General features: G+C 62.8%; 24 protein-coding genes. 14 read left to right on the top strand and 10 right to left on the bottom strand.

Features of this window, described 5'->3' with window-relative positions:
- Nucleotides 1–58 precede the first annotated feature (58 nt).
- From AZF01_RS03815 to AZF01_RS03810, 3 genes are all read right to left on the bottom strand, one after another.
- Nucleotides 59–1381, bottom strand: a complete 1323-nt coding sequence (locus AZF01_RS03815; RefSeq protein WP_024709767.1) for an anaerobic sulfatase maturase — start codon at nt 1379–1381, stop codon at nt 59–61.
- 161 nt (nt 1382–1542) lie between these two features.
- Nucleotides 1543–1686, bottom strand: a complete 144-nt coding sequence (locus tag AZF01_RS23820; protein WP_156484719.1) for a hypothetical protein — start codon at nt 1684–1686, stop codon at nt 1543–1545.
- Between the two features lie 148 nt (nt 1687–1834).
- A complete protein-coding gene (locus AZF01_RS03810) occupies nt 1835–2410 on the bottom strand; it encodes a PAS and helix-turn-helix domain-containing protein (RefSeq protein WP_024709768.1) in 576 nt (191 codons plus the stop codon).
- 83 nt (nt 2411–2493) lie between these two features.
- On the opposite strand from AZF01_RS03810, the gene AZF01_RS03805 reads away from it, so the two are divergent.
- Genes AZF01_RS03805 through AZF01_RS03795 form a run of 3 tightly spaced genes read left to right on the top strand, consistent with a single transcriptional unit; the run spans nt 2494 to nt 5040 of the window.
- A complete protein-coding gene (locus tag AZF01_RS03805; protein ID WP_024709769.1) occupies nt 2494–3207 on the top strand; it encodes a CoA transferase subunit A in 714 nt (237 codons plus the stop codon).
- 1 nt (nt 3208) lies between these two features.
- Nucleotides 3209–3868 carry a 3-oxoacid CoA-transferase subunit B gene (locus tag AZF01_RS03800; RefSeq protein WP_024709770.1) on the top strand — a complete coding sequence of 220 codons (660 nt, stop codon included), beginning with the start codon at nt 3209–3211 and terminating at the stop codon, nt 3866–3868.
- Nucleotides 3865–5040, top strand: a complete 1176-nt coding sequence (locus tag AZF01_RS03795) for an acetyl-CoA C-acetyltransferase (RefSeq protein WP_024709771.1) — start codon at nt 3865–3867, stop codon at nt 5038–5040. The genes AZF01_RS03800 and AZF01_RS03795 overlap by 4 nt, the downstream gene beginning before the upstream one ends.
- A gap of 4 nt (nt 5041–5044) precedes the next feature.
- Here AZF01_RS03795 and AZF01_RS03790 read toward each other — a convergent pair whose 3' ends face one another.
- A complete protein-coding gene (locus tag AZF01_RS03790) occupies nt 5045–6226 on the bottom strand; it encodes an ROK family transcriptional regulator (RefSeq protein ID WP_161633059.1) in 1182 nt (393 codons plus the stop codon).
- 160 nt (nt 6227–6386) lie between these two features.
- Here AZF01_RS03790 and AZF01_RS03785 point away from each other — a divergent pair, with 160 nt between their 5' ends.
- The 5 genes from AZF01_RS03785 (at nt 6387) to AZF01_RS03765 (ending at nt 11127) form a co-directional block, all read left to right on the top strand.
- Nucleotides 6387–7442: an ABC transporter ATP-binding protein gene (locus AZF01_RS03785; RefSeq protein WP_024709773.1), complete on the top strand. Its 1056-nt coding sequence runs from the start codon at nt 6387–6389 to the stop codon at nt 7440–7442.
- Entirely contained in the window at nt 7439–8293 is an 855-nt protein-coding gene (locus AZF01_RS03780; RefSeq protein WP_024709774.1) for an ABC transporter permease, read from the top strand. Before AZF01_RS03785 ends, AZF01_RS03780 begins: the two co-directional genes overlap by 4 nt.
- A complete protein-coding gene (locus AZF01_RS03775) occupies nt 8290–9117 on the top strand; it encodes an ABC transporter permease (protein ID WP_024709775.1) in 828 nt (275 codons plus the stop codon). Before AZF01_RS03780 ends, AZF01_RS03775 begins: the two co-directional genes overlap by 4 nt.
- A gap of 45 nt (nt 9118–9162) precedes the next feature.
- Complete coding sequence (locus AZF01_RS03770) at nt 9163–10269, top strand: extracellular solute-binding protein (protein WP_024709776.1); 1107 nt, start codon at nt 9163–9165, stop codon at nt 10267–10269.
- 87 nt (nt 10270–10356) lie between these two features.
- Nucleotides 10357–11127, top strand: a complete 771-nt coding sequence (locus AZF01_RS03765) for a DUF1868 domain-containing protein (RefSeq protein WP_024709777.1) — start codon at nt 10357–10359, stop codon at nt 11125–11127.
- A 184-nt stretch (nt 11128–11311) separates the two neighbouring features.
- On the opposite strand, the gene AZF01_RS03760 is transcribed toward AZF01_RS03765, so the two are convergent.
- Entirely contained in the window at nt 11312–12085 is a 774-nt protein-coding gene (locus AZF01_RS03760) for a DeoR/GlpR family DNA-binding transcription regulator (protein ID WP_024709778.1), read from the bottom strand.
- A gap of 139 nt (nt 12086–12224) precedes the next feature.
- Entirely contained in the window at nt 12225–13334 is a 1110-nt protein-coding gene (locus tag AZF01_RS03755; protein WP_244435606.1) for a lytic murein transglycosylase, read from the bottom strand.
- A 359-nt stretch (nt 13335–13693) separates the two neighbouring features.
- On the opposite strand from AZF01_RS03755, the gene AZF01_RS03750 reads away from it, so the two are divergent.
- The 3 genes from AZF01_RS03750 to AZF01_RS03740 are packed head-to-tail and all read left to right on the top strand — an operon-like array spanning nt 13694 to nt 16906.
- On the top strand, nt 13694–15115 hold the full coding sequence (locus AZF01_RS03750; RefSeq protein ID WP_081725877.1) for a circularly permuted type 2 ATP-grasp protein: 1422 nt from the start codon (nt 13694–13696) through the stop codon (nt 15113–15115).
- A 2-nt stretch (nt 15116–15117) separates the two neighbouring features.
- Nucleotides 15118–16056, top strand: coding sequence for an alpha-E domain-containing protein (locus tag AZF01_RS03745; RefSeq protein WP_024709781.1), 939 nt, complete (start codon nt 15118–15120; stop codon nt 16054–16056).
- Nucleotides 16057–16087: 31 nt separating this feature from the next.
- The gene (locus AZF01_RS03740; protein ID WP_024709782.1) at nt 16088–16906 is read left to right on the top strand and encodes a transglutaminase family protein; all 819 of its coding nucleotides are present in this window, start codon (nt 16088–16090) and stop codon (nt 16904–16906) included.
- A 47-nt stretch (nt 16907–16953) separates the two neighbouring features.
- On the opposite strand, the gene AZF01_RS03735 is transcribed toward AZF01_RS03740, so the two are convergent.
- From AZF01_RS03735 to AZF01_RS03725, 3 genes are all read right to left on the bottom strand, one after another.
- Nucleotides 16954–18006, bottom strand: a complete 1053-nt coding sequence (locus AZF01_RS03735) for a Gfo/Idh/MocA family protein (protein WP_024709783.1) — start codon at nt 18004–18006, stop codon at nt 16954–16956.
- Nucleotides 18003–19508 (bottom strand): IMP dehydrogenase, encoded by a 1506-nt coding sequence (guaB, locus tag AZF01_RS03730; RefSeq protein WP_024709784.1) that lies wholly within the window; start codon nt 19506–19508, stop codon nt 18003–18005. Before guaB ends, AZF01_RS03735 begins: the two co-directional genes overlap by 4 nt.
- A 182-nt stretch (nt 19509–19690) precedes the next feature.
- Nucleotides 19691–20686 carry an MBL fold metallo-hydrolase gene (locus AZF01_RS03725; protein WP_024709785.1) on the bottom strand — a complete coding sequence of 332 codons (996 nt, stop codon included), beginning with the start codon at nt 20684–20686 and terminating at the stop codon, nt 19691–19693.
- 197 nt (nt 20687–20883) lie between these two features.
- Between AZF01_RS03725 and AZF01_RS03720 the strand changes: the two genes are divergently transcribed.
- The 3 genes from AZF01_RS03720 to glpK all read left to right on the top strand — a co-directional run bounded on the left by AZF01_RS03720 (nt 20884) and on the right by glpK (nt 25421).
- On the top strand, nt 20884–22275 hold the full coding sequence (locus tag AZF01_RS03720) for an MFS transporter (protein WP_024709786.1): 1392 nt from the start codon (nt 20884–20886) through the stop codon (nt 22273–22275).
- A 101-nt stretch (nt 22276–22376) separates the two neighbouring features.
- Entirely contained in the window at nt 22377–23906 is a 1530-nt protein-coding gene (gene glpD / locus AZF01_RS03715; protein WP_024709787.1) for a glycerol-3-phosphate dehydrogenase, read from the top strand.
- A gap of 24 nt (nt 23907–23930) precedes the next feature.
- A complete protein-coding gene (gene glpK, locus AZF01_RS03710; RefSeq protein WP_024709788.1) occupies nt 23931–25421 on the top strand; it encodes a glycerol kinase GlpK in 1491 nt (496 codons plus the stop codon).
- Here glpK and AZF01_RS03705 read toward each other — a convergent pair whose 3' ends face one another.
- Nucleotides 25422–25916, bottom strand: coding sequence for a GNAT family N-acetyltransferase (locus tag AZF01_RS03705; RefSeq protein WP_036238181.1), 495 nt, complete (start codon nt 25914–25916; stop codon nt 25422–25424). It lies immediately after the preceding gene.
- Nucleotides 25917–25975 lie beyond the last annotated feature (59 nt).

Here is a 25975-nt window from a genome sequence, read left to right as displayed (position 1 = left end):
CGCCGATCGAGGCGGGCCTTCTCCGGCGCGCCACAATCGCGAAGGCTTCAGGCCGCGCTCAGGGCCTGCCGCAGCACTGCTTGTATTTCAGTCCGCTGCCGCAGGGGCAGCGGTCGTTGCGGCCCGGCCGCCCCGCAACGGCCGAAACACCGGGAAGCCGCCCCGATCTTCGCAGTTGCATGATATCCGAAGCCGGTCGTCCCGAACGTACGAGGTGGGCCATGACCTTCATGGCGGGGCCTGCATGCCTGTTGAACCGGGCCATCGACCGGCAGTAATAGTTGAGCCTGGGTTCTCCATCCTTCGTTTTCAGGAAACGATGCTTCGGACAGCCGCCATTGCAGGCGAACCGGAGATCGCAGCTCCGGCACTGGGCAGGCAGCGCTTCGCGCTTGTCCAGCCCGAACTGACGTTGCGCGTCGGAGGCCATCATCTCGGCAATCGGGATTTCGATTACATTGCCGAGCCGGTACTCCGGATACACATAGTGATCGCAGGCATAGAGGTCGCCATTGTGCTCAAGCGCCGGGCCCTGGCCGCAGGTCTCGGCAAACCAGCACATCGTCGCCGGAGCGCCCATCCACAGGCCAAGCTGAAGGTCGAAAAACTGGACGAAGACGCGACCGACATCCCGGCTGACCCATGCGTCGAAGATGCCGCAGAGGAAATCGCCATAGGCCCGCGGCAGCACGCTCCAGGCCGTCACATTATAGGCGACGCCGTCCTCGTCGACCTGCGGCGCAGGCGCCAGAGAATGGCCGTCGGCGGTCCGCTCGACAATCGGAATGAACTGAAGATAGGTGGAGCCGATATCCTTGAGGAACTGATAGATTTCCTTCGGATAGGCGGCGTTCTCGCGGTTGACGACGGTCAGCGTGTTGAATTCGACGTCGTGCGCCTTCATCCGCTCGATCCCCGCCATCACGGCAGCATGACTCGGGCGGCCGTTGCGGTAGGTGCGGAAACGGTCGTGGAGTTCGCGCGGGCCGTCTATGCTGACGCCGACGAGGAAATCATTGTCCTTCAGAAAAGCGCACCATTCGTCGTCCAGCAGCGTGCCGTTGGTCTGGATCGTGTTGGCGATCGTCTTGCCGCGCGGCAGATGTTTCTGCTGCAGCTCGACGATGCGGCGGAAATAGTCGAGGCCGAGCATGGTCGGTTCGCCGCCCTGCCAGTTGAATCGTATTTCCCGGGCGGGAAAGCCGGCCTGCGAGGCGAGATAGTCGCGGATATAGGTTTCAAGCACCGCATCCGGCATGGTGAAGCGCTTGACGTCCGGATAGAGTTCTTCCTTTTCCAGATAGTAGCAGTAGGTGCAATCGAGATTGCAGCGCGGACCGATTGGCTTGCCCATGACCTGAAATGGCAGATGTTCTGTCAATCGCTTCCTCCTCCGTCGCGAGACACCGGCGCGGCCGAGAACGCAACTGACGGGCCGCTCAATCGCCCGAATAGAATGTCGACGAGAGGCTTTCCTTGATCGACATCATTTCTGGAGGAGGGCGCGCGCGTCTTCCTTATGGGGTCGCTCCGCGAGGCGCCTCAGCGGAAGCTGTCAGGGTAGCGCCGACGGGCTTCGCGCTGAATGTCCTGGTAGGTCTCGATGAAATCGTGAATGCCGTGGGCGAAACGAACAAACGGATTGCGCGCGCGAGCGGCCTTGTCCTGGATACGTCCGAAAGTCATGACGTCTGCTCCTTAAGCGAATTGTGCTTGCGCGCAGTATAGTCCGGTCGGCAGCGACGAACATTGACAATATCTCATCGCAGCCATGCGCCGAGGGTCTGCCTCACAGCCGCGCATGTCCATGACATGCCTCCGCCGGTTCGCGGGTTTACCGCCCCTGCTCCGCGCTGCCCTCGGCGCTGTTGAGGAACCAGGCAATGAGCTCGGCGGTGTTGGCAAGACCAAGCGCCCGCGTCATGCGCAGGCGGTGCATCTCGATGGTCCGGCGCGAAAGCCCCAGCTCCTCGGCGATCGCGGCATTGGTCTTGCCCTGGGCAACCAGCGTCAGAATCTGGCGCTGGCGGCCGGTCAGCCCCCTGTTTGCCGTCGAAACCGGCCGTGCGATCGGCTCGAAACAATAGACGGCGGCGGCGAAGGGATCGTCCGTATTGTGCGAGCGCCCCCTGACCCGGCACCAGAAGCGGCGCCCGTCGGTCGCGGCCATGATGCGCTCGTCGTAATAGACCGCGCCGCCCGGCAGATTGTCCCGCCACATCTCGCCGGTGCGCACGAAGTCGTCGATCGCCGGGTAAAGACGCGCGAAGCTCTTGTTGACGAGGGTGGCGCGATCATAGCCGAACAGCGCTGCGAATTCCGCGTTGCAGTCGCGGATCACGCGATGCGTGGCAAAGACCAGCGGCACCGGAAGCTCGGACAGGGTGAAGGCGGTTTGAGCAGTATTCATGTCGTATAAATACGACTCTGCCCTTCCCCGCCGCAAGCCTTATTCTGCATCTGACAAAGTGCAATTTCTCTGGGAGGAGGCAAATGCGGAAAGTCTATCAATCGGCGGCAGACGCGCTCGCCGGTCAGTTGCGTGACGGCATGGTGATCATGTCGGGCGGCTTCGGCCTGTGCGGCATTCCCGAAGCGCTGATCGACGCGGTCCTGCAGTCGGGCGCGCGCGACCTGACGGTCATCTCCAACAATGCCGGCGTCGACGGCATCGGCCTCGGCAAGCTTCTGGAAACGCGGCAGATCAGGAAGATGATCTCGTCCTATGTGGGCGAGAACAAACTCTTCGCCGAACAGTATCTCGGCGGCGAGCTGGAACTCGAATTCAACCCGCAGGGCACGCTGGCCGAACGCATCCGCGCCGGCGGCGCGGGCATTCCGGCCTTCTTCACCAAGACCGGCGTCGGCACGATGATTGCCGAGGGCAAGGAGGTTCGCAGCTTCGGCGGCGAGGACTATGTGATGGAGACCGGCCTTTTCGCCGATGTCGCCCTCGTCCATGCCTACAAGGGCGATCATGAAGGCAATCTCGTCTACCGCAAGACCGCGCGCAACTTCAATCCGGACATGGCAACCGCCGCCCGGCTGACGGTTGCCGAAGTCGAGCATCTGGTTGCCCCCGGCGAGATCGATCCCGACCATATCCATACGCCCGGCATCTTCGTTTCCCGCATCGTTCATGTGCCGGACCCGGTGAAGCACATCGAAAAACGCACGGTGCGCGAACGCAATTCGGAGGAGGCGTGACATGGCCTGGACACGTGACCAGATGGCGGCCCGCGCCGCCCGCGAACTCGAAGACGGCTTCTATGTCAATCTCGGCATCGGCATTCCGACGCTTGTCGCCAACTTCATTCCCGACGACATGGATGTGCGCCTGCAGAGCGAGAACGGCATGATGGGCATGGGTCCCTTCCCGTATGAAGGCGAAGAGGATGCGGACCTGATCAATGCCGGCAAGCAGACGGTGACCGCGCTGCCCCAGACGAGCTTTTTCTCCTCATCGGAAAGCTTCGCCATGATCCGCGGCGGTCATATAGACCTGTCGATCCTCGGCGCCATGCAGGTGGCCGAAAACGGCGATCTCGCCAACTGGATGATCCCGGGCAAGATGGTCAAGGGCATGGGCGGGGCGATGGATCTCGTCGCCGGCGTCAAGCGCGTCGTCGTGGTGATGGAGCATGAGGCGAAGGGCACCCCGAAGCTCCTGCGCGAATGCACACTGCCGCTGACCGGCACGCGGGTGGCCGACATGGTGATCACAGATCTCGGCGTCTTCACCATTGCAAGGCAAGGCCCGGTGAAGATGGTCCTTACCGAACTTGCCGATGGCGTCACCCTCGAGGAAATCAAAGCCAAGACCGAGGCCCGTTTCGAGGTCGGGCTGGATCGGGAGAGCGGCCAATGAGCGACGTGGTCATCGTTTCCGCCGCACGCACGGCTGTCGGCGCCTTCATGAAGTCCTTCGCCAGCGTGCCCGCCCATCAGCTCGGCAGCACGGCGATCGCTGCTGCGCTCGCGCGGGCTGCTGTGAGCCCCGAAGAGGTGGACGAGGTCATCCTCGGCCAGGTGCTGACAGCAGGCGCCGGACAAAACCCGGCCCGCCAGGCGGCGATTGCCACCGGCATTCCCGATAGCGCGACGGCCTTTCTGATCAACCAGGTCTGCGGTTCCGGACTGCGGTCGGTGGCAATCGGCATGCAGCAGATCGCCATGGGCGATGCCCGCATCGTGGTGGCCGGCGGACAGGAATCCATGTCGCTCTCGCCCCATTGCGCGCATCTGCGCTCCGGCCACAAGATGGGCACGGCAAGTTTTGTCGACACCATGGTCGGCGATGGCCTGACGGACGCCTTCGGCGGCATGCATATGGGCATCACCGCTGAAAACATCGCGCGCCAATGCGGTATCGACCGCGCCCGCCAGGATGAGTTCGCGCTTGCCAGTCATCGCAAGGCGACCGCCGCGCGCGAGGCCGGACGGTTTGCCGAGGAGATCGTGCCCTTTGCCGTCAAATCGCGCAGGAGCGAAACCATTGTCGACACCGATGAACAGATCCGCCCCGATGCCAGCGCCGAGACGCTGGCCGCCCTTCGTCCGGCCTTCGACAAGGACGGCACGGTGACGGCGGGCAATGCCTCTGGCCTCAATGACGGCGCGGCCGCTCTCGTCCTGATGCATGCCGATGAAGCCGCACGACGCGGACTGACGCCGCTTGCCCGCATCGCCTCCTGGGCAACGGCCGGCGTCGACCCTTCCATCATGGGCACCGGCCCGATCCCGGCCTCGCTGAAGGCGCTGGAAAAGGCCGGCTGGTCCGTCGGCGACCTCGATCTTGTCGAAGCCAACGAAGCCTTTGCCGCCCAGGCCTGCGCCGTCAATGACGGGCTCGGCTTCGACCCGGACAAGGTCAACGTCAATGGCGGGGCGATCGCCATCGGCCATCCGATCGGCGCCTCCGGCGCACGCATTCTTGTGACCCTGCTTCACGAGATGAAGCGTCGCGATGTCCGCAAGGGCCTTGCCACGCTCTGTATCGGCGGCGGCATGGGCGTCGCGCTCTGCGTGGAGCGGGGATAGGCGTTCAGGTGTGAATACCGGGTGTCGCACTGAACAATCGCTTGCGGATCGGCAGGAGTGCGGCCCCCAGAACATTCGGATCGGTCTCGATCTCGCTGATCAGCAGTTCGGGACCGGGAAACGGCAGGTTGATCTCGTCGACCGTGCGCGGACTTGAGGCCTGCGCCAGACGTACCCTCAGATCGCGCGGCGCTTCGCCGCCGAAGACGATGGCCGCGGGATCGAGAATGCCGGTCATCGCTCTGAGCATCTGGTCGAGCGCGGGGGTCACCCGTTCGATCCAGCGGTCAATTTCCGGCCAGGACGGGTCATAGTGCCGCTTCAAAGCATTGACGGAGCCGATATCGCGCCCGGCCTCGCGCAGCATCGCAATCAGCGTTCTGAGCGCCGGACGGCGCTCCTGCTCTTCCGGCGTGTAGATCGAGGAAATTTCCGCCGCGTTCATATGGTAGCCGAGATAGGGCGCGCCGTTGATGACGACGCCACCGCCGAAACCGAGATTGATCGACAGATAGGCGAAATTGTCGAAGCGCAGGCCGGCGCCGACCCAGTTTTCCGCTTCCGCGCCAAGCGTGGCATTGTTCTCCGCCATCAGCGGCAGGCCAAACGCGCCTGAGAAGATCTCGCCCACGTCGCGGTCACGCCAGGCGGCAATCTTCGGCGGCGGCACGAAGGCCAGGGAGCGCGTGCGGCGATAGCCCTGCATGGAAATGCCGACGCCTGCGATCCTGCGCCGGTCAAGCTTCAGCCCCGCGACGATCTCCGGCACGCGCTCAGCCGCCTCATCGCGCACGCGCTCGGGGTCGTTCGGCTCGACGTCGAGGATCACGAGATGGAGGATATCGCCGACAATATTGGTGACGGCGACGCGCACCTCTTCGGTATCGACGGCAATCCCGATCCCGTATGCGCCGTCCGGCGAGAGCGCCAGCCGCGGGCTCGGCTTGCCCCTTCCGGCGATTTTCGGCGCTTCCAGCCTGAGAAAACCCTTTTCCAAAAGGTCTTCGGCGAGGCGATGCACGCTTTGCTGGGATAGCGGCGTGCGTTCGGTGAGATCCGAACGGGCGACCGAGCCGCCGCGCCGGATGGCGTCGAGAACCAGCGCGCCGCTCCGGCCGATCTCAAAGATCGGATTTGCCCCCTCCGCACCGCTCATCTCTTCCACCGAGCCCATTGCACGCCTCATCTCCTGCCTGCCGCCAGAAGCCTTTGAGCATGTTTGTGCGCCGGAATCCAGATTTGCGGTCCTGGCGCGAACCCGGCTGTCAGGAAAATGCAGCACCATTGTCATATTAATTTTACTTACAATGAGTAATAAACTATCACCTCAACAGGGGGAGACATAAATGACAGGCATTTCAGCAGACCATCTGGTCATGCGTTTCGACCGCTTCACGGCCGTCAACGACATCAGCTTCGACGTCGCGCCGGGCGAGTTCGTGACGCTTCTCGGGCCTTCCGGCTGCGGCAAGACCACTCTGTTGAAAATGATCTCCGGCTTTCTGAAACCATCGTCCGGCCGGATTTTTCTCGGCGGGAACGATGTGACCGACAGGCCGCCGGAGGCGCGCGATACCGCGCTCTGCTTCCAGTCCTATGCGCTCTTTCCGCATCTGAGCGTGAAGGAAAATCTCGAATTCGGCCTCAAGCAGAAGAAAGTTCCGCGCAGGGACCGTATCGCACGCGTCGGCGAGGTGGCGGAAAAGCTCGGGCTGGAACCGCAGCTTGAGAAGCTTCCGAACCAGCTTTCCGGCGGCCAGCAGCAGCGGGTCTCGCTCGGCAGGGCGCTCGTCATGCGTCCCGGCGTCATCCTCTTTGACGAGCCGCTGTCCAACCTCGATGCCAAGCTGCGCGATCAGGTGCGCATCGAAATCCGCCGCATCCAGCAGGATTTCGCCCTCACCGCCATCTACGTGACCCATGACCAGGCCGAGGCGCTGGCGCTTTCCGACCGGATCTTCGTGATGAATGCCGGGCGGGTGGAACAGGCCGACACGCCGGAGGTGCTCTACCGCAAGCCCGCCACCCGTTTCGTCGCCGATTTCATCGGCGGCGCCAATATCCTTCCGGCCAGGCTGAAGCCGCGCGACGGCGGAAAGGACCGGCTCATCGAAACGCCTGCCGGCATTTTTTTGGTCCCGCGCGAGGCTGCCCTTCCCGAGGGGAATATCTGCCTCTGTTTCCGGCCGGAAACCGCGCGGCTCCTGAGCGGTCCTGCAGATGGCGCGCTTTCGGGCACGGTCGTGACCCGCACCTTCCAGGGCCACTTCACCGATCTGATCGCCGGGACCAACGGCATTTCCTACCGTATCCAGGCCCGCGAAACAGACTTGAGAGAAGGCGACACCGTCTATTTCACCGTCGCTCCGGAAGATGTGATCCTGCTTGGAGCGGAGGCATGACCGCCCGTCGCTGGCTTATTGTCATTGCGCTGCTGATGCCCGGCCTCGGACTGATCCTGGCGCTGATTGGCACGGTCATCTACATGGCTGTCGCCCAGTCGCTCGGCTATTTCAGTTTCGGGGCGGAAGGCCAGTTCTCGTTTGAATATTGGGGCGAGGTTTTCGGCCGCAGGCTGTTTTCCCGCTCGGTGCGCTATTCGCTCTATATCGGCTCGGTCAGCGCCATCCTCTCGGTCGCCCTTGCCTACCCGCTGGCGATCTGGCTGAGAAAACCCTTCCCCGGCTCGATGACCATCGGCTCCATGCTGAAGGCGCCGATGCTGGTGCATGGGCTGGTCGCGGCCTTCCTGTTCTTGAACATCATCGCCTATCACGGGCCGCTGAACCAGCTGATGCAGGCGCTCGGCATCTGGAGCGAACCGCATCGGCTGCAGAATGACCGCCACGGCATCGCCGTCCTCATCCTTCAGGTGTGGAAGAACCTGCCCTTTGCGCTCCTGCTGCTGACGGGCGCGGTGCAGGGCATTTCCGACGACGTGCTGGATGCCGCCCGCGACATGGGCGCGGGCGCATGGTCGCGCTTTCGCAAGGTCATCGCGCCGCTCTCGGTTTCCGCCATGCAGGCCGCCCTCGTCATCATCTTCATCGGCGCGCTCGCCGACTTCTCCTTCCAGACGGTTGTCGGCCCCACCAATGTCCAGTCGCTCGCCCAGCTGATGGTGTTCTTCAAGGGTCGCGGCGACTGGCATTCGGCCGCCGTCGTCGGCGTGTCGCTGATGGCGCTTGCCCTGGTGGGCTCGACGCTTCTGGCGGTCGCGGCAAGGTTTATCATGAGGGGACGGCTGAAATGACCCGCAGGAAGCTCGATTTCGCCCTTCTGATCCTGCTTTCGGTGGTCTTCACCGTCTGGCTGATCATTCCCTTCGCCATCGCGGTTCTGTGGTCGCTGACCGACCCGGCGGAGCCCTGGACGGCCTCAACGCTTCTGCCGCCGGTGATGTCCTTTGCCCGCTGGAGCGACATGTGGCAGCATTCCGGCCTCAAACAGGCGCTTCTGACGTCCTACACGCTTGCCCCGACAGCGGCCGTCACCTGCCTGCTTCTGTCGCTGCCGACAGCGCTGGCGCTCGGGCGCTTCGCCTTTCCGGGGCGTGAGGTCGCCAAGATCCTCTGCCTTCTGCCGCTCGTCGTGCCGCCCTTCGTCACCTCGATCTTCTTTACCGCGCTGCTGTTCACGCTCGGACTGCAGAACTTCCGTTTCGGCGCCATCGTCTTCGCCCATTCGGTGTTGTTCCTGCCCTACGCAATCCGGATCATGACGGTGAGTTTCGAACAGGTCCGCCAGGATCATATCGATGCCGCGCGCGATCTCGGGGCGAGCCCCTGGGCGCGGTTTACGGCCGCCTATCTGCCGGCGCTGCGCCCCGGCATCTTCGCCACGCTCCTCATCGTCTTCATCCAGTCGATCGAGGAGTTCGCCATCGCCTATATCGTCGGTTCGCCGGAAATCGTCACGGTCCCGACCCTTCTCTACGCAGCGCTCGGCCAGGACTTCGTCCGTCCCAACGCCGCAGTGCTGTCCCTCATCCTCGTCGTCCCCAATGTTTTGCTGATGCTGATCCTCGAGAAGCTTCTGAAGTCGGCCAATCCGACGCTTGCATCAGGCAAGGGATAACGCGGTCGCATGCCCAGGAAGAAACCCAACGGAGAGACTGTCAAAATGCTGAAAACGCTTATTTTTTCGACCACCGCACTGGCGTTTGGCGCAAGCGCCGCATTCGCTGCCGACATCACCGCGATGAGCTGGGACGACATCGTCGCCAAGGCCAAGCAGGAAGGCGAGGTCAACTGGTATGTCTGGTATTTCCAGGACGATTTCCGCAAGGTCGTCGCCCCTTTTGAAGAGAAATACGGCATCAAGGTGAACATTCCGGCCGGCGGCACGGCCTCCGGCAATGCCGACAAGCTTCTCGCCGCAAGCGGCAGCGACACCGGTGATATCGACGTCTTCGCCTGGGGCTATGGCGACATGTCGACTCTTGATTTTGCCAAGCTCTTCACCCCGCTTTCCATGCTGCCCGAGGATGCCGGCCGCATCAACACGGTCAACAATATCGACGGCGGCGACTATGTTTACGCCTATTGGGGCAACCAGACCGGCATCGCCTACGACCCGGCCAAGGTCGACGAGAATGCCCTGCCGCAGACGCCGGAAAACTTCTCCGCCTTCTGGGAAGGCAATCCCGGCAAGTTCGGCTTCAACTATGAGAATGGCGGCTCCGGCCCGTCCTTCTATTCGAACATCCTGCGCGTCCTGTCCGGTCTCGACTTCAACGACGGTGATGATTCCGCCGCCCGCATCGAGGCGCTTGAGCCCGGCTTCGCTTTCTTCAACGATTATGCCGACGACTACGTCATCACCACGTCCAACGCCGACAGCATCATCCGCATGTCCGACGGCGAACTCTTCATGGCCCCGGTCTGGGAAGACCATCTGGCAAGCCTGCAAAAGAGCGGCGAAGCGCGCAAGGACCTCAAGCTCTACATCCCGGAAATGGGCATGAACGGCGGCGGCAACGGCGTTGCCATTCCGCAAAACGCCCCGCATCCGGCCGCAGCGGCCCTCCTGATCGACTGGCTGACCTCGCCGGAAACCCAGACGACGTTCAACGCCACCTTCGGCACGGCGCCGATGAATGCCAATGCCGATGACAGCAACGCGCTGATCTCCAACGACCAGCGCCAATACTCGGTCCCGGGCGCCGCCCAGCCGTTCAAGACGGCGATGGAAGAAGCCTTCGTCGACAACGTCATCCTCGAGCGCTGATTTCTGCGAAACACTTGGCCCGGCGGTCGAACCGATTGCCGGGCCTTCCTCGCTCCTACAAAGAAAAACAAGAAAAGGCATGCTCTCATGAGCCCCCGACACTTCCATTCCGCGCGCACCGAGGCTGAACACGACAACTGGCTCAACCGCATCGATGAAACCGGCAAGATGGGCAAGCCCCTGCCGTCCATCACGTCTGACAACGGCGGCGGAAAATTCGCGACGGATGGACGCGTCCTGCCCTATCCAGGCAATACCTTCATTTGCCATATCGACAGGTCTTCAAGCGAATACGCTATCCTTTGCGAATTGCAGGAAAAGCTGAAGACGCTGCCGACGGCGCGCTATTTCACCTTCCTGCCGCCCGAGAGCTTCCACATGACCGTGTTCTGCGGCATTTCCGGCAATCCGCTGGATACGGACGGCTGGCCGGACGACGTGGAGCGCGGATTGTCGCTTAACGAGATGAACCGTCGTTTTCTCGCTGCTTCTGCGGATATCGAGGGTTTTTCCGGCGTTACCGTGCGCGCCGACCACCTGAAGGCCGGCTACTCCATCCACGCCGAACCAGCAGACCGCGAAAGCTTCGACGAACTCTGGCGGATGCGTGACCGGCTTGCCGATGCGACGGGCCTCAGGCGCGAGGATCACGACCGCTACCAGTTCCACATCTCGTTCGCCTATCGCATCCGGCGCATGCCGCCTGAAACCGCGAAAGCCCACGTCGAGCAGTCATCGGCCTTGTTCGAGGCGGTCTATCCGGAGCTTCAGGAGATCCGTCTCGGCCCGGTCGAATTCTGCTCCTTTGAGACCATGCACCATTTCCGCACGGAAAAACGGCTGATGCCGAAGGGCTGATATCGGCGGCCGGTTTTTCGCTTTCCGCCTAGAGCGCCGTGCATCCATTCGGATGCACAAAGGACGCTCTAACCTATTGAATCTACGCATCGTGCTTTCCGAAAATCGATTCCGATTTTCGGGCCGATGCTGTAGCGAATGCTCGCGCGCGGGGCGGAGCAGACAGCGCCGCTCCGGTTGCCGCTCATACCAGATCTCCCTCCGGATAGCGCAGCTCGACGCCTTCTGCCTCGATCAACGCCGCCATTTCCGGCGTCGGCGGCCCGTCGAGCACGAGAATGTCGGCATCGCCCAACCGGCCGCGCTTGGCCGGCGCGGGGCGGGAGAACTTGGAACGGTCGGCAACCAGGATCGAGGTGCGGCAGCTCATGCGGATCGCTTCGCGCGCGGCCGCTTCCTGCTGGTCGAAATCGACAAGCGCGCCGTCGGGTTCAACGCCGGCAACGCCGTATATGCCGAAATCGGCGCGGTAGCCATTGAACATGGTCTCCACTTCCTGGCCGATCAGGTCGCGGTCGGGAAGCCGGATCATGCCGCCGGGAATGAAGATGCGGTTGGAGCTGTTCGGGCTGAGCGCCATGGCAACGTTCAGATTGTTGGTGACCACCGTAAGATCGTCATGATCCACCATGGCGGCCGCCACCATTTCCGGCGTCGTGCCGATCGAAAACATCACCGAGGCCCGGCTCGGGATCATCTGGGCGACGAGCTGGCCGATCCGGCGCTTTGCTTCGGGGTGCGACAGGCGACGGCTGTCATAGGAGAGATTGACACCGGCGCTCATCCGTTCCACACCGCCATGGCTGCGACGCAGCTGGTCGGCGCGGCACAGCATGTTGACGTCGCGGCGGATCGTCTGCGGCGAAACGCCAAACTCCTCCGCCAGCATTTCTATGGTCATCGCGCCATGCGTTTCGACCAGGGCCAGGATTTTCGTTTGACGGTCACTTATGTTCATTAACGCCACTGAATTGCGATTTCGATGCGCGAACGAACATCCACTCGGCAAGTGACAGGGTTTTGAACCTATGATGACGTTTGAATGAAAGTGGCGGCCGGCAGGCTTGCCGACGCCGCGAGTCCGATCTGCGCTTCGGTCAGCCAAGCTGCCTCAACAGATCCATTGACGGCTCGCCCGTAACGGCGAGACCGTTTGCACGCTGATAGGCCGAGATCGCCGCGCGCGTCTGCGTGCCGAAAACGCCGTCCACCGTGCCGGCGTCATAGCCCCTGGCTTTCAATCCCGCCTGCAGTGCCTTGCGCTGGTCGGCGGTAAAGCCGTAGCGGTCCGGCGGGAACGTCCCGGCGATCGGGCCGGCGCCGGCAATGCGGTCGGCCAGGTGGCCGACGCCGATCGCGTAGCTCGTCGAATTGTTGTAGCGCTTGATGACATCGAAATTAGGCCCGACGACGAAAACCGGCCCGCCGTCGTGCGGCTGAATGCGGCGACCGCCGGCGACGGATGCCCCCGGAGAACCTGCCTCCCCGCCCCAGGGTTCGCCCGTGCGCCATCCGGACCGGTTGAGATAGGCGGCCGTGCTTGCCAGCGCATCGGTCGGATCGTCGCTCCAGATATCGCGACGCCCGTCTCCGTTGAAATCGACGGCATAGCCGAGATAGGAGGTGGGAATGAACTGCGTATGCCCCATGGCGCCGGCCCAGCTTCCGGTCATCCGCTGCGGGCTGATATCGCCGTTCTGAAGGATTTTCAGAGCCCCCAGCAACTGGCTTTCGAAGAAACTGCCGCGCCGTCCCTCATAGGCGAGCGTCGACAGCGCCGAGACGACCGGCACATCGCCGCGCCGCTCGCCATACATGCTCTCCAGCCCCCAGACGGCGACGACCACGGTTCCGTCAACCCCGTAGGCCGCCTCGATCTGCTCCAGCACATTCCGGTAACGGGCATAATTGGCGCGCCCCTTGGCCACCCGCTCGTCGGAGGCGGCGATGGCGAGGTACTCCTCGAGCGTGCGGTTGAACTCGGTCTGGTTCCGGTCCTGTACGATGACGTCGGGTGTATAGCCCGCGTTGGCAAACGCCGCATTCAGCGTCTGCCGCGAAATGCCCTTCGCCTCGGCGCGGGTCCTGAAATCCTCCACCCAGGCGTCCCATCCGGCATTGGCAATCGCGCCGGGGGGCGTCGAACCCGACGGCGACCCGCCGAACAGACTACTCGAACAGGCCGAGAGCAAGGTCCCTAGCGCCATAAGAGAAAATGCGCGTCTCGTCGCTTGCATGCGCTGATCCACTCCGCTGCGTGTTCAAGGAAAGATTCTAGCGCAGAATGCAACGGCGGCAAGTCGGCCGAAGGGTCTGGCCAAAGGTTCGATATCAAAATCTGTTGACGTCTCTGTCGTGCCCGAGCACGCGCCTCTGCAGCGCTCGCGCCGAAGATGCGCAAGCGCGACGAGCCGCCTGCCCATTTATTCGGCGCATTTTGAGGGGAACTGCCCGAATTTCAGCGCGTTGGTTGTATTGGACCATGCAAATGCCGCGTTCCGCAGGAAGGCATGGTCCTTGCATTACTTCAGATGTTGTATTGATATGCGATAATAACAATCGGGGGATGAACGCTTTGCCATTCGATGAAATGATGACCGCGGACAACCAGCCGCGCGACCCTTACAAGGACTACTATGACTGGTACAGTCAGCAGAACCCCGCATCCCTGATCGCGAAATCGCGCGATGCGGAAAACATTTTCCGCAAGACCGGCATCACCTTCGCCGTTTACGGCCATGCCGACAGTTCGGAAAAGCTGATCCCCTTCGACATCGTGCCGCGCATCATTTCCGGCCGGGAATGGCGCAAGCTCGCCGCCGGCATCGAACAGCGCGTGATTGCGCTGAACGCCTTCCTGAAAGACATCTACCACAAGCAGGAGATCATCAAGGCGGGCCGCCTGCCGCGCCGGCTGATCGAGGAAAACGATGCCTTCCTGCCGCAGATGATCGGCTTCGAGCCGCCCGGCGGGGTCTACACCCACATTGTCGGCACCGACATCGTGCGCACGGGCGAGGACCAGTTCTACGTGCTGGAAGACAATGCCCGCACACCCTCCGGCGTTTCCTACATGCTGGAAAACCGGGAAACCATGATGCAGATGTTTCCCGAACTGTTCTACAAGAACCGGGTGCGCCGCGTGGAGGACTATCCCCAGCTTCTGCGCCAGAGCCTTGCAACGCTCGCCCCTCCCGGTTTCTCCGGCACCCGCCCGCGCGTCGGCGTTCTGACGCCCGGCATCTATAATTCGGCCTATTACGAGCACTCCTTCCTTGCCGACATGATGGGCGTGGAACTGGTCGAGGGTCAGGACCTGCGCGTGATCGACGGCAAGGTGAAGATGCGCACCACGCGCGGCTATGAGGCGATCGATGTCATCTATCGCCGAGTCGATGATGATTTCCTCGACCCGCTGACCTTCCGCCCGGACTCCGCGCTCGGCATTCCGGGCATCATGGATGTCTACCGCGCCGGCCATGTCACCATCGCCAACGCGCCGGGCACCGGCATTGCCGATGACAAGGCGATCTATTCCTACATGCCGGAAATCGTCGAATTCTACACCGGCCAGAAGCCGCTTCTGGAAAATGTGCCGACCTGGCGCTGTTCGGAGCCGGAAAGCCTCGCTTATGTGCTCGACAATATTGCGGACCTCGTGGTCAAGGAAGTGCATGGCTCCGGCGGCTACGGCATGCTGGTCGGCCCGGCGGCCAGCAGGAAGGAACTGGAAGACTTCACCGCCAAGCTTCGCGCAAGGCCCGCGAACTACATCGCCCAGCCGACGCTTTCGCTCTCCACCGTCCCGATCCTCGTCAAGAAGGGCATCGCGCCGCGCCATGTCGATCTCAGACCCTATGTGCTGGTGTCGGACCGCGTGCGGATCATGCCCGGCGGCCTCACCCGCGTTGCGTTGAAGGAAGGCTCCCTGGTGGTCAATTCCAGCCAGGGCGGCGGAACCAAGGATACATGGGTGCTGGAGGACTGATGATGCTTGGAAAAACCGCAAACGGCCTGTTCTGGATGTTCCGCTATTTCGAGCGCGCCGAGAACATCGCCCGCCTGATCGACGCCGGCCAGCGCGTGGCGCTGACGCGCTCCAACGGCGCGGATGACTGGGACGGCATCCTGCAGAGCGCCGGCGTCCAGGAAGCCTATTTCGAGGTGCACAGCAAGCTGACGGCCGACAACGCCATCGACTTCCTGTTGCGTGACCGCCGCAATCCTTCGAGCGTCGTCTCCTGCATCGACGCGGGCCGCAACAATGCCCGCCTGGTGCGCACCGCGCTGACGCGCGAGACATGGGAAGCCACCAATGAGTGCTGGATCGAAAGCCGCAGCCTGCTTTCGGCCAAGCTGAGGCCGGCCGACCTGCCCAAGGCGATCGACCTGGTCAAGCACAAGACGGCGCTGATCCGCGGCACGTTCCACGGCTCGATGCTGCGCAACGAGATCTACAACTTCGCCCATATCGGCACGTTCATCGAGCGCGCGGACAATACCAGCCGCATTCTCGACGTGAAATATTACGTGCTGTTGCCCTCCGTGCACCACGTTGGCACCTCGCTCGACAATCTGCAGTGGGAATCGATCCTGCGTTCGGTCTCGGCACACCGGGCCTATGGCTGGGTGCATAACGGCGAGTACCGCCCGAGCCAGATTGCCGAATTCCTGATCCTCGACGTGCAATTGCCGCGCTCGCTCGCCTATTCCTACGAGAAGATCGTGCTCAATCTGGACTATCTCGCCGCCGATTACGGCGAGCGGCTGGAGGCGCACGACACCGCGCATGCCATCCGCAGCACGCTTCGCAGCCAGAAGATCAAGACGATCATGGACAACGGCCTGCACCAGTTCCTCGAGGACTTCGTCAGCCGCAACAACAAGCTCAGCCAGCAAATCAGCGAGGGGTATCGCTTCTACGCATGAGGGTGCGGAAAGGCGTGAAGGGACAAACGCGATGCTTTTGAACATCAACCATGTGACTGAATACAGTTACGAGACCCCGGTTCAGTTCTCGCTGCAGCGGCTGCGGCTGACGCCGGTCGATTCGGCCGGCCAGACAATCCGCGACTGGGCCGTGACCATCGAGGGCGCCAAGAGCGAGGTCGCCTACACCGACCAGTACGAGAACCACGTCCGGCTCGTCTCCGTCGAAGGGGAACACCCGAGCGTTCGTCTGATCGCCTCGGGGACGGTGGAAACCCGCGACACGGACGGCATTTTCGGCCCGGCTTCACCGGACATCCCGCTCTGGCTGTTCCTGCGCCAGACGCCGCTGACGCAAGCGGACAAGGCCATCGAAAAGCTGGTCGAGAAACTCGAAGGCGATTCCGACCTGGCCAGGCTCCACAACCTGATGGAACGGCTGCACAAGACCATGACCTTCAAGCCGGGCGCGACCAGCGTCGCGACCACGGCCGGCGAGGCACTGGAGACCAAATCCGGCGTCTGCCAGGATTATGCCCATATCGTGATTGCCTCAGCCCGCAAGATGAAGGTGCCGGCACGTTATGTCTCCGGCTACCTCTATATGCCGGACCTCGAGAACCAGACGGCAAGCCATGCCTGGGCGGAATGCTATCTGGAAGGCCTCGGCTGGGTCGGTTTCGACGCCGCCAACAAGGTCTGCCCGGACGAGCGTTATGTGCGCGTCGCATGCGGCCTCGACTACAAGGATGCAGCCCCCGTTTCCGGCATGACCATCGGCGGCGGCAGGGAAAGCCTTGCGGTCAAGCTCTCTGTTGCCAGCCAGAGCCAGTCGCAAAGCCAGAGCTGACAAGAATTGGCCGCCGCTGCGGATAAACGCTGCGGCGGCTTCCAGCCTCAGACGAAGCGGGCGCTCTTCAGCACCGGCAGCCCCACGCCTTCGCGCCACCGGTCGATCATCCTCGCGTTGAGGATACTCTCCTCGCCGCTCAGTGCCGGCCAGGGCGCCGCGGTCAAACCGTCCAGAATGGCCGTGGTCGCCACTTCCGCCTCGAAGGCGAAGAGCTGGCGCGGATCGCGCAGCCATTCCTCGCGCGTCCCGTCCTCCGTCTCGATCACGATTTTCGCGTCGGAAGGACCGGCATTGCGGCCAGGCCGCCAGGGAACGGGAAGGCGGATCGTGCCTCTGGTGCCGGTGAGCACCAGCGTGTCCTCCATCTCCCGGCGCAGCGCGCAGGCGATGCTTGCCGTCAGCCCGTCGCCGAAATCAAGCTCGGCATCGGCGATCTCGTCAACGCCGGTCGGTCCGATCTCGCCGGATGCCTCAAGGGTCACCGGCTCGGCATAGGGCAGGCCCTTCGCCGCCCCGGCGATCAGACGAACGGTCGTCACCGGATAGCAACCGATATCGAGAATGCCGCCGCCGCCGAGGGCGGGATCGAAGAGCCGCGAAGACGGATCCCGCTCCCTGAACCCGCCGTTCTTCGCCTCGATATGGGTGAGCTTTCCGATCACGCCATCGCGCACCAGTTCAACAAGCCGGACGGTCTGCGGATGGCTCCGGCACTTGTAGGCCTCCATGAAAAAGACATCGGCCTTGCGCGCGGCCTCGACCAGCGTTTCGACATCGCTTGCGCCAAGACCCGCAGGCTTTTCCACCATCAGCCCCTTGCCGGCCTCGATCGCCAGAAGGCCATGTGCCAGATGGAAGGAATGCGGGGTGGCGACATAGATGACGTCGAGATCGGGATCGGCGACGAGTTCCTCATAGGAGCCGTAGAGCCGTTCCACGCCATGGCGTTCGCCGAATGCCGCCAATCGGTCCGGCGTGCGTCCGCCGGCAGCCAGGAGTTTCGCCGAGGGCGTCTGCGAGAGGCCGACGGCGAAGTTGTTGGCGATGGCGCCGGGGCCGAGAATGCCCCAGCAAACCTGTCTTCCTGTCATGCTCATGCGGCGCCGCCCGGATAGTTCGGGCTTTCGCGGGTAATGGTGACGTCATGGGCGTGGCTTTCGCGCAGCCCCGCATTGGAGATTTGCACGAAAGTCGCCTTTTCCTGGAAATCGACGATATCCTTGCCGCCGACATAGCCCATGGCGGCGCGCAGACCGCCCGCGAGCTGGTGCAGGACGCCGCCGGTCGGCCCCTTGTAGGGCACCTGGCCTTCAATGCCCTCGGGCACCAGTTTCAGCGTGTCGCGCACTTCCGCCTGGAAATAGCGGTCCGCAGAGCCGCGCGCCATGGCGCCGACGGAGCCCATGCCGCGATAGGCCTTGAAGGACCGGCCCTGATAAAGGAAGACCTCTCCCGGGCTTTCATCCGTGCCGGCCAGAAGCGAGCCGACCATGACGGCGGACGCGCCGGCGGCGATCGCCTTGGCCATGTCGCCGGAGAACTTGATGCCGCCGTCCGCGATCACCGGAATGCCGGCATCGCGGGCTGCCTCGGCAGCGGCCATCACGGCTGCAAGCTGCGGCACCCCGACGCCCGCGACAATGCGCGTGGTGCAGATCGAGCCCGGGCCGATGCCGACCTTGACCGCGTCCGCGCCCGCATCGATCAGCGCCTTGGTGCCGTCGGTGGTGGCGACATTGCCGGCCATGATGCGCACCGAGTTCGACAGCGTCTTCACCCGGCCGACCGCATCCAGAACCTTCTGCGAATGGCCATGGGCGGTGTCGATAACGATCAGGTCGACGCCGGCATCGACCAGCATCTCGGCGCGCTGGAAACCGTCATCGCCGACGGAGATGGCGGCGGCGGCGCGAAGCCGGCCCTGCGCGTCCTTGGAAGCGTTGGGATTGAGCTGCGATTTCTCGATGTCCTTGACGGTGATGAGGCCGACGCAATGACCGCGATCATCGACGACGAGCAGCTTTTCGATGCGATGGTGATGGAGAAGCCTCTTGGCTTCCTGCTGGTCGACGGTTTCACGAACCGTGATCAGGTTCTCCCGCGTCATCAGCTCGTAGATGCGCTGCTCGGGGTTGGAGGCAAAGCGGACGTCGCGGTTGGTCAGAATGCCGACGAGGCGGCCGGAGGTGTGGCCATCGCTGGTGCCCTGCTCGACCACCGGGATGCCGGATATGTGATGCGCCTTCATCAGCGCCAGCGCTTCGGCCAGAGTCGCGTCCGGGCCGATGGTGACCGGGTTGACCACCATGCCGCTTTCGAATTTCTTCACCTGGCGAACCTGTTCGGCCTGCTCGTGCGGGGTGAGGTTGCGGTGGATGACGCCGATGCCGCCGGCCTGTGCCATGGCGATTGCAAGCCGGGCCTCGGTAACCGTGTCCATCGCGGAGGAGAGGATGGGCAGGTTGAGATTGATGTCGCGGGCGATCGTGGTCGAAACATCGACCTGTCCGGGCATCACCTCTGAATGACCCGGCTGCAGCAGCACATCATCAAAGGTGAGCGCCTGCATGCCGGTAGCGGCCTGAATAATCTGAGCCATGGCCAATTTCCTTTTTCAAATACGAAATGGCCGGGCGGTGCGTTCCGTCCGGTCCCTTGCAGATAAGTCTGGAAGTTGGCGAGTGCTCGTAACACGAAGATGACGCGTTGGAAATACCCAATCCGAAATGCGCATTCCGGATCGGGCGGATTGTGAAGACGGCGCAATTGCGCCGCGTGTTTTCAAACCTTGAACTGGTACGTCTTCGGCATGAATTTGTAGCCGTCTCCGACCTTTTCCACATAGCCGACGGCGGGAAACGGCATGTGATAGCCGAGGAAGGGAATCCGCTCGGCGGCAACCATGTCGAAGACCTGCCTGCGGGTCGCGGCAGCCATCTCCTTGTCCATGTCGAAGCGCACATGCCAGTCCGGGCGCTGCAGCGAGAGCACGTACTGATTCGCCGTATCCGCCGTCAGCAGCAGCCTTTCGTCACTCGATTCGAGCATGAAGATCAGATGGCCGGGCGTGTGGCCGAAGGCGTCCATCGCCGTGATGCCGGGCACGACTTCATCACCGCCGCCGATGAAGGTCGCCTGATCGACAAGCGGCGTCACCAGCTTAGTCACGCTCTGGTGGCCGCCTTCGGCGGGCGTGCCCATGCGCGCATCATCGCTCCAGAAAGCATATTCCTTCTCGCCGAAGACATAGCGGGCATTGGGAAAGGCGGGGCCGTCTTCCTCCATCAGCCCGTTGATGTGGTCGCCATGCATGTGGGTGATGACGACGATGTCGATGTCCTCCGGCTGGTAGCCATTGGCAATCAGCCCTTCACGCAGACGCCCCGCGCCCCAGGAACGACCCGCCGGGCCCATGCCGGTGTCGAACAGCACGGTCTCATTGCCGGTATCGACAAGCACCGGCGCAAAGCCGTTGACCAGCCTGTCCGGCGGCAGGAAGTTTTCCTCAAGCAGCGCAGCAACCGTTTCCGGATCCTGTCCGGTCCCGAAGGTCTCGCCGGGATTTTCCATCAGCCGTGTGCCGTCCTCGACGACGAGCAGCTTGAAATCGCCGAGATCAAAACTGTCGCTTGGCGGCGCATCGACCATCTTCATGCGGTCGCCTTCCGTGTTCTGCGCCATGGCGTTTGTCGCGCCGGACACGAAGGGCGTGGCGATGGCGGCCAGACCCGCGCCGGCCATGAGACGACGGCGGTTGATACCAGTATTCTCAGTCATCAATCGTCCTCCTGGAATGAAAATTCAACACCTCTGACCTTGGGGAGGATGCGTCGGTTTCAAGTCGGACGCATGTATTTGCCCTCACTGGAGCGTCACATTTGCGTGAGCGGGAAACGGCTTCAGCCATTGGCTTTTGCGCAACCGCCCGCTAAGACATCTGCTCTTGTCACACTTTTTTTTCGAGATGCCGAGAGATGAATCCGATCGTTCCGCTGATCATGGCCGTTGCGCTCTTCATGGAGCAGATGGATTCGACCGTCATCTCGACAGCGCTGCCGGCCATTGCCGCCGATCTGAACGTCGGACCGATCACGCTGAAACTGGCGCTGACCACCTATATGGTGGCGCTTGCGATCTTCATTCCCGTTTCCGGCTGGACGGCCGACCGCTTCGGGGCCAAACGCGTGTTTCGCGCGGCGATCATCGTCTTTTTGATCGGCTCCGTGTTCTGCGCGATCTCGAGCAATCTGATCGAGTTCGTGGCCTCGCGCTTCCTGCAGGGCATGGGTGGGGCGATGATGACGCCGGTCGGGCGCCTGGTGATTCTGAGGACCACAAACCGCTCCGAACTGGTGCGCGCCATGGCGTTGCTGACCATCCCGGCGCTTCTCGGCCCGATGGCGGGACCGCCGCTCGGCGGCTTCCTCACCACCTATTTCTCCTGGCACTGGATCTTTCTGATCAATGTGCCGATCGGCATTGTCGGCCTGATCATGGCCGGCATCTTCCTGCCGCTGATCGAGGACGAACCGCCGTCGAACCTCGACTGGAAGGGTTTTTTCCTGGTGGCGCTTGCCGCCTCCGGCATCGTCTTCGGTCTTTCGGTAATCAGCTTGCCGGCCCTGCCGCCGGCGACCGGCTTCATCACCACCGCAATCGGCTTCCTGTCGGGGTTCTGGTACATCCGTCACGCGCGTCGGGTCGAAAAGCCGCTTCTCAATCTGTCGCTGTTTTCCAATCCAAGCTTCGCCGTCGCCACATCGTCGGCAACGTTTTTCCGCATGGCGACGGGCGCCTTTCCTTTCCTGATGCCGCTGATGCTTCAGCTTGGCTTTGGCCTCAACCCGTTCGAATCCGGCATGATCACCTTTATCGGCGCGGCCGGCGCGCTTCTGACCAAATTCGTCGCGCCGAAGGTGTTTTCCGCCTTCGGCTTCCGCACCGTGCTGATCATTGCATCGCTGGGAGCAGCGGTGCTGACTGTCACCTTCGCCTTCTTCGAGGCGACGACGCCGCATCTCGTCATTCTGGCGATCCTGTTCTGCTCGGGCCTGTTCCGCTCCTTCTTCTTCACCGGCGTCAACGCGCTCGCCTATGCCGATATCGAAAACAGCCAGGCAAGCCAGGCAACGGCAATGAGCTCGATGTTCCAGCAGGCGAGTTTCGCGCTCGGCGTCGCCTTCGCCGCCGTGATCCTCGAGCTTGCCGGCCATTTCACCGGCGGCGAGCTGACGGTTGCCCACTTCCACATCGCCTTCGCCGTCGTCGCGATTCTCTCGCTCATCTCGGTCTTTCCGCTGATGCGCCTGAGAGCGGATGCAGGAGCGGCAGTGTCCGGCCACAGAGGCGCGCAGGCTGCGGAATGAGACCAGGCAAAACGAACATTTGCGATCATATAATTTGACATTCCGAAGATTTACGCGCATTCTGACTTGCTGATTATCAAGAGCAAACGGGAGTCATCGCGATGTCGCGCGCCGAAAATCCAGCCGAGCCGATCGATATCTTCGTCATCGGCGGCGGCGTCAACGGCGTCGGCATTGCCCGCGATGCAGCCGGGCGCGGTCTTTCCGTGGCGCTCGCCGAAATGCATGATCTCGCCTCTGCCACCTCTTCGGCCTCGACCAAGCTGTTTCACGGCGGGCTGCGTTATCTGGAATATTACGAGTTCCGCCTCGTGCGCGAGGCGCTGATCGAGCGCGAGGTGCTGTTGAAGGCGATGCCGCACATCTCCTGGCCGATGCGTTTCGTGCTGCCGCATCACAAGGGCCTGCGCCCCTGGTGGCTAATCAGGCTCGGCCTGTTCCTTTACGACCATCTCGGCGGCCGCAAGATCCTGCCCGCCACCAAAAGTGTCGACCTGACGAAAGACCCCGCCGGAAAAGCGCTCAAAAGCGAATATCGGCGCGCCTTCGAGTATTCGGATTGCTGGGTGCAGGATGCGCGCCTCGTGAGCCTGATGGCCCGCGATGCGGCCGAGCGCGGCGTCAATGTCATGGTCCGGACGAAGGTCACGCGGGCAGAACAGGTGGACACTCCTGCCGGCGGTGACCGCCTGTGGAAAATCGAACTCGAGGACGAGAACGGTCCGCTTCAGCCGGTCCTTGCCCGCGCGCTGGTCAATGCCGGCGGTCCCTGGGTCGCCGATATCATCGCCGGCGCGCTTGGCATCAACACGTCAGAGAAGGTTCGCCTCGTGCGCGGCAGCCATATCGTGACCAAGAAGCTCTACGACCACGACCGCTGCTATTTCTTCCAGGGCAGCGACGGGCGCATCATCTTCGCCATCCCCTACGAGCAGGATTTCACTCTGATCGGCACCACTGACAAGGACCATCAGGGTCCGGCATCATCGGCGAAATGCACCGATGAGGAGGCCGATTATCTCTGCCGCTTTGCGTCTGAATATTTCGACAAGCCGGTCACCCGCGAAGACATCGTCTGGACCTATTCCGGCGTGCGCCCGCTCTATGACGACGGCGCCTCCTCGGCAACGGCGGCGACCCGCGACTACGTGCTCTCTCTACGCAAGGAAGGCGCGCCGCTTCTCAGCGTCTTCGGCGGCAAGATCACCACGCATCGCAAGCTCGCCGAGGCCGCTCTCCACAAGTTATCCCCGTTCTTTCCACAGGCCGGCGATGACTGGACGGCAGGCGCGACACTGCCGGGCGGAGATTTTCCGGTGAGCGACGCAGCCGCGCTTCCCGCACGCCTTCGCGAGGATTATCCGTTTTTGAGCGAGGCGCAGGCGTTGCGCCTGATCCGCACCTATGGCACCGATTGCTGGAAGATGCTCGGCCATGCCTCCGGCCCCGAGGACCTCGGGCAGGCCTTCGGCGCCGGGCTCTATGAGGCAGAGGTGCGCTGGCTCGCGGAGAACGAATTCGCGCGCCGGGCCGAGGATATCGTTTTCCGGCGCACGAAATTCGGCTTGCGCATGAGCGGGGAAGAGATCGCGGCGCTCGATGAATGGCTTGTCGCGCAGCAGGCACGATAGACTTCGAACGGGGAGGAGAAGGGCATGAGCCACATTCTGGCGATCGACCAGGGCACGACATCGAGCCGCGCGATTATTTTCGACGCGAACATGAAACTGGTGGCCTCGGCGCAGGAGGAGTTCCGGCAGTATTACCCGGCCTCGGGCCTTGTCGAACACGCGCCGGCGGATATCTGGTCGACGGTTGCCGCGACCTGCCGCGAAGCGATCGAGCGCGCCGATATCCATGCCGCCGACATTGCCGCGATCGGCATCGCCAACCAGCGCGAGACCGCGCTGATCTGGGATCGCAAGACCGGGCGGCCGATCCACAAGGCGATCGTCTGGCAGGACCGCCGCACGGCAGACACCTGTGCCAGGCTGCGCGAAGACGGCCACGAGGCTTTCATCACCTCCGCAACCGGCCTCATCCTCGATCCCTATTTTTCGGCGACCAAGATCGCATGGATGCTCGACAATGTGGAAGGCGCAAGGGCGCTGGCGGAAAAGGGACGGCTCGCTTTCGGCACGGTCGACACCTATCTCATCTGGCGGCTGACCGACGGCAAGTCCCACGTCACCGACGCCACCAATGCCGCCCGCACCATGCTCTACAATATCCGCGAAGGAAAATGGGACGAGGACATCTGCGCGCTGCTCGATATCCCGATGTCGCTTCTGCCGGAAGTGAAGGATTGCGCCGCCGATTTCGGCATGACGCGCGATGACCTGTTCGGTCGCGAGATTCCGATTTTCGGCGTCGCCGGCGACCAGCAGGCGGCAACCGTCGGTCAGGCCTGTTTCGAGCCGGGTATGATCAAGTCGACCTATGGCACCGGATGTTTCGCGCTTCTCAACACCGGCGACAAGTTCGTGAAAAGCGAAAGCCGGATGCTCTCGACCATCGCCTACCAGATTGACGGCAAGCCGACCTATGCTCTGGAGGGCTCGATCTTCATCGCCGGCGCCGTCGTGCAATGGCTGCGCGACGGGCTGAAGGTGATCCGCCATGCGCGCGAGACCGACGCGCTGGCAAACGCCGCCGACCGCGAGCAGACGCTCTACATGGTGCCGGCCTTCACCGGCCTCGGCGCGCCCTACTGGGATGCCGAATGCCGCGGCGCAATCTACGGGCTCACCCGCAATTCCGGCCCGGCGGAATTTGCCCGCGCCGCGCTTCAAAGCGTTGGCTACCAGACGCGCGACCTGCTGGAGGCCATGCATGGCGACTGGGGCAGCCATGATTCGGCGAATATCCTGAGGGTCGACGGCGGCATGAGCGCCAACGACTGGACCATGCAGTTCCTCGCCGACATTCTGGGCGTGCCCGTCGACCGCCCGCAGGTCGTCGAAACGACGGCGCTGGGCGCGGCCTGGCTTGCGGGAAGCCGCGCCGGCCTCTATCCCGGCCTGAATGAATTCGCCTCCGCCTGGGCCGTCGACCGCCAGTTCACGCCGGCGATGGAGGAGCAGACGCGCGAGAAACTCTACAAGGGCTGGAAGAATGCGGTTCAGCGGACCCTCGGTCCGATCTGATCAGTCACCGAACCTGTACTGCATCGTCACCAGATCGAGCCAGCGGCCGAATTTTGTCCCGACCTCCGGATAACGCCCGACATGGAAGAAGCCGAGGCGCTCATGCAGCGCGATCGAGGTGATGTTCTCGCCCTCGATCGCCGCGATCATGGCATGCACGCCGTTTTCGCGCGCACGCACGAGCAGCGCTTCCATGAGCCTGCGCCCTGCCCCACCGCCGCGGCAATCCCTGTGCACATAGACCGAATGCTCGACCGTATGGCGGTACCCGTCAAACGGTCGCCAGTCGCCATAGCTTGCATAACCGATCACCGCGCCGTCGCGCTCGGCCGCCAGGACCGGAAAGCCGCGCGCCGCGCGGGCTTCGAGCCAGGCCTTGCGGTTATCCAGATCGACGAGGATATCGTTCCAGATCGCCGTGGAATTGAGAACGGCATCATTGTAGATTTCGAGGATGGCCGGCAGATCGGCCTCCCGCGCGTTGCGTATCAGCATGGTTCAGAGGATCCCGGGACGAGGCGTTTTCCGATTGGAACACCGATACCAGAGACCCC

The organism is Martelella sp. AD-3 (assembly GCF_001578105.1).
In the GTDB taxonomy this organism is placed as follows: domain Bacteria; phylum Pseudomonadota; class Alphaproteobacteria; order Rhizobiales; family Rhizobiaceae; genus Martelella.
Note: the sequence above shows the minus strand (reverse complement) of the source record. Positions and strands in the feature narration are given on the sequence as shown.

What these genes read in the sequence shown, in the direction of transcription:
- AZF01_RS23820 (WP_156484719.1), bottom strand. Translation starts at nt 1,686, where the DNA reads ATGACTTTCGGACGTATCCAGGACAAGGCCGCTCGCGCGCGCAATCCG.
- AZF01_RS03810 (WP_024709768.1), bottom strand. Translation starts at nt 2,410, where the DNA reads ATGAATACTGCTCAAACCGCCTTCACCCTGTCCGAGCTTCCGGTGCCG.
- AZF01_RS03805 (WP_024709769.1), top strand. Translation starts at nt 2,494, where the DNA reads ATGCGGAAAGTCTATCAATCGGCGGCAGACGCGCTCGCCGGTCAGTTG.
- AZF01_RS03800 (WP_024709770.1), top strand. Translation starts at nt 3,209, where the DNA reads ATGGCCTGGACACGTGACCAGATGGCGGCCCGCGCCGCCCGCGAACTC.
- AZF01_RS03795 (WP_024709771.1), top strand. Translation starts at nt 3,865, where the DNA reads ATGAGCGACGTGGTCATCGTTTCCGCCGCACGCACGGCTGTCGGCGCC.
- AZF01_RS03790 (WP_161633059.1), bottom strand. Translation starts at nt 6,226, where the DNA reads ATGAGGCGTGCAATGGGCTCGGTGGAAGAGATGAGCGGTGCGGAGGGG.
- AZF01_RS03785 (WP_024709773.1), top strand. Translation starts at nt 6,387, where the DNA reads ATGACAGGCATTTCAGCAGACCATCTGGTCATGCGTTTCGACCGCTTC.
- AZF01_RS03780 (WP_024709774.1), top strand. Translation starts at nt 7,439, where the DNA reads ATGACCGCCCGTCGCTGGCTTATTGTCATTGCGCTGCTGATGCCCGGC.
- AZF01_RS03775 (WP_024709775.1), top strand. Translation starts at nt 8,290, where the DNA reads ATGACCCGCAGGAAGCTCGATTTCGCCCTTCTGATCCTGCTTTCGGTG.
- AZF01_RS03770 (WP_024709776.1), top strand. Translation starts at nt 9,163, where the DNA reads ATGCTGAAAACGCTTATTTTTTCGACCACCGCACTGGCGTTTGGCGCA.
- AZF01_RS03765 (WP_024709777.1), top strand. Translation starts at nt 10,357, where the DNA reads ATGAGCCCCCGACACTTCCATTCCGCGCGCACCGAGGCTGAACACGAC.
- AZF01_RS03760 (WP_024709778.1), bottom strand. Translation starts at nt 12,085, where the DNA reads ATGAACATAAGTGACCGTCAAACGAAAATCCTGGCCCTGGTCGAAACG.
- AZF01_RS03755 (WP_244435606.1), bottom strand. Translation starts at nt 13,334, where the DNA reads ATGGCGCTAGGGACCTTGCTCTCGGCCTGTTCGAGTAGTCTGTTCGGC.
- AZF01_RS03750 (WP_081725877.1), top strand. Translation starts at nt 13,694, where the DNA reads ATGAACGCTTTGCCATTCGATGAAATGATGACCGCGGACAACCAGCCG.
- AZF01_RS03745 (WP_024709781.1), top strand. Translation starts at nt 15,118, where the DNA reads ATGCTTGGAAAAACCGCAAACGGCCTGTTCTGGATGTTCCGCTATTTC.
- AZF01_RS03740 (WP_024709782.1), top strand. Translation starts at nt 16,088, where the DNA reads ATGCTTTTGAACATCAACCATGTGACTGAATACAGTTACGAGACCCCG.
- AZF01_RS03735 (WP_024709783.1), bottom strand. Translation starts at nt 18,006, where the DNA reads ATGAGCATGACAGGAAGACAGGTTTGCTGGGGCATTCTCGGCCCCGGC.
- guaB (WP_024709784.1), bottom strand. Translation starts at nt 19,508, where the DNA reads ATGGCTCAGATTATTCAGGCCGCTACCGGCATGCAGGCGCTCACCTTT.
- AZF01_RS03725 (WP_024709785.1), bottom strand. Translation starts at nt 20,686, where the DNA reads ATGACTGAGAATACTGGTATCAACCGCCGTCGTCTCATGGCCGGCGCG.
- AZF01_RS03720 (WP_024709786.1), top strand. Translation starts at nt 20,884, where the DNA reads ATGAATCCGATCGTTCCGCTGATCATGGCCGTTGCGCTCTTCATGGAG.
- glpD (WP_024709787.1), top strand. Translation starts at nt 22,377, where the DNA reads ATGTCGCGCGCCGAAAATCCAGCCGAGCCGATCGATATCTTCGTCATC.
- glpK (WP_024709788.1), top strand. Translation starts at nt 23,931, where the DNA reads ATGAGCCACATTCTGGCGATCGACCAGGGCACGACATCGAGCCGCGCG.
- AZF01_RS03705 (WP_036238181.1), bottom strand. Translation starts at nt 25,916, where the DNA reads ATGCTGATACGCAACGCGCGGGAGGCCGATCTGCCGGCCATCCTCGAA.